Raw genomic sequence first — 2,382 nt, forward strand, 5'->3', positions numbered from 1 at the left:
AAATTCCGCATTTCTGATTCTTACGGCATCGAAGTAACCGAATCACTCGTAGAAATGGATAAAGGTGGCCGCTTAATTAGAGCCCTAGCCGGACTTGAGGCCATTTTAGCCCCACCCGAAGAATCGTTTACTGACCCCAAAACTGGGCAAACTTATCCTACGCCACCCCAAATTGTCGCCCAAAAAGACCGCAATGAGCGGGACAATTTACCTTTGTGCATCGACTGGGGCAATTACTCCGCACGGTGGCTGGCGCGATTTAATCTGGGGCTGCATCAAATTCTCACTTCTTTAGTGAAGGGTGATGAAGTTACTGCTGACGATTCCACCTTACTCAAGATGACGGCGATCGCCAAAAATTGTGCTGCTCACGTCAAAGCAATTCTTGGGTTTACTATTCCCCTAGACTGTAAACCTATTTGGTTACTGGCCACAATGCTAGAGCAGCTGGGGCTAAAACTGACTTTCCGTAAGCAGGGTAAACGGGGGCAACAGGTGAAACTTTTCTCTTTATCTAAAGAGGAATTAGAATTTGCAATGCATGTAATTGCTCATCGCGTGGAAAAGCGTAATCAAAAAGAAAATCGAACCTATTACGCGGCTCAAACCCCTGCTGCGTATAGTGTAAACCCCAATCAGCAGCCCGTATCCACACCCCCCCCTAATGCTATAGGGAACTCCCATTGCCAAGGGGAGGATACTACCGCATTTGAGTCGCCTCCGACAGATCGCATTACGCTACTCCACTGCGTAGAAATACTTCGCTCAGGTATTTCTCGTGGAGTGGATGCAATTAAAGGCATTCTCAAGCGATGGCAGAGTGATTTGCGCTGGGAGACGGTGCTGGAACTTGAAGCGATCGCGGCAAATGAGCTACGTAAGCTGGAGTCGGCAGTACCAGAATTTTACACCTTACTAAGTGAAGAAGTGTTGCCGATGTCGTGGTGAGGGATTAATTGGGAGCAAGGCGATCGCGGTGTCGCCATTGGTGGGAAAATTACTTATGAGAATGCCAGTTCTGACAAGTAAATGTCCCGCCAGTCAGTTAAATCATTAATCCTGAGCAAACCGCTACCTTTGACGATTCACCCGGCTGCGGTGTATTTGTCTGCGCTGTCATTGGGTTCTCAACGGACAATGGAGGGGGCATTAAACACCATTGCAACTCTCATTACTAACGGGGAGTGTGATGCTTATACTCTCGACTGGTCTGCACTGCGCTATCAGCACACTGCGGCGATTCGCACTGCTTTAATGCAAAAATTCGCCCCGGCGACAACTAATAAAATCCTCTGTGCATTGCGACGAGTCCTAAAAGAAGCCTATAGACTAGAGTTAATGGATGCCTCGGACTACGCCAAGGCTGTAGATTTTCCATCAGTCCGAGTAAAAAGAAAGCTCAGGGGTAGGGCGCTTTCACCTGAAGAAATTGCGGCATTGATGAAAGCGTGTATGTCAGACCCCACCGCACAGGGAGTCAGAGATGCAGCGCTGATTGCAATATTGCGTGGTGCAGGTGTACGGCGGGCTGAGGTGGTCAACCTGGATTTAAAAGATATTAACCCAAGTGGCGCAATAGATATCCGACTTGGTAAGGGAGGGAAAGACCGTACAGTGTATCTGTCATCTGCTGCTTATGCCGTAGTGCAAGATTGGCTTGATGTACGTGGCAGAAAACCGGGCCCGCTGCTATGCCCCATACGCAAAGGAGGACTTGTTCAATTACGGCGCATGACTTCCCAGGCAGTACTGTTAATTCTGGAAAAACGGGCTACAGAATCAGGAGTTGAATCATTTTCTCCTCATGACTTTCGCCGGACATTCTGCTCAGATTTGCTCGATTCTGGGATTGATATTGTTACCGTGCAAAAGTTAGCTGGACACGCCTCGCCTGCGACAACTTCCAAGTATGACCGTCGCGGCGAAGAACCCAAACGCAGGGCTGTGGAAAAATTAGATATTCCTTACACTCTCAGGCGGAATCACTGAGGATATTTAATACCTAGTATTTGGCTAAGATGGTTGATGCTGGAATTGCTACGGGGTGATGTCTATATTTATTTGCAATCGTCAATGGTAGCCGTTGGCAGTAGCATCTCTTTACAAAAGCCATCGCTTGAAGAATGCGCTGACACATTTGGCTATGATAATCAAGGTAATTCATCATGACAAGTTACACGATTTAACAAGCGTGGACAGTCCAAGTTTACCTAGATGATACACGAACATGAGCAATACAGGGCGGAAAAAAAAATTAGCATCTTTCAACGGCTTTGTTGCATGAAAGGAAAAAAGGACACTCCAATCCGAAGTCAGGATAGGAATTAGTCTTCGACTTTATAAGTGTCCGGCTTACCTAGCTGGATCATGCGGTTAAGGGCA

Annotated in this window: 2 protein-coding genes and 1 pseudogene; all 3 read left to right on the forward strand. The window is 47.3% G+C overall.

Features of this window, described 5'->3' with window-relative positions:
• Nucleotides 1–948 (forward strand): annotated as a pseudogene (locus H6G97_RS49950) (bifunctional DNA primase/helicase); the annotation flags it as partial.
• An 81-nt stretch (nt 949–1,029) separates the two neighbouring features.
• Nucleotides 1,030–1,989 (forward strand): tyrosine-type recombinase/integrase, encoded by a 960-nt coding sequence (locus H6G97_RS49955; RefSeq protein ID WP_190947639.1) that lies wholly within the window; start codon nt 1,030–1,032, stop codon nt 1,987–1,989.
• Nucleotides 1,990–2,025: 36 nt separating this feature from the next.
• Complete coding sequence (locus H6G97_RS49960; RefSeq protein ID WP_190947640.1) at nt 2,026–2,169, forward strand: hypothetical protein; 144 nt, start codon at nt 2,026–2,028, stop codon at nt 2,167–2,169.
• Nucleotides 2,170–2,382 lie beyond the last annotated feature (213 nt).

It is taken from the genome of Nostoc flagelliforme FACHB-838 (assembly GCF_014698065.1).
GTDB classification, from domain to species: Bacteria; Cyanobacteriota; Cyanobacteriia; order Cyanobacteriales; family Nostocaceae; genus Nostoc; species Nostoc flagelliforme_B.

Excerpts from the sequence above, each read along its gene's own strand:
- H6G97_RS49955 (WP_190947639.1), top strand. The coding sequence starts at position 1,030 with ATGTCCCGCCAGTCAGTTAAATCATTAATCCTGAGCAAACCGCTACCT.
- H6G97_RS49960 (WP_190947640.1), top strand. The coding sequence starts at position 2,026 with ATGCTGGAATTGCTACGGGGTGATGTCTATATTTATTTGCAATCGTCA.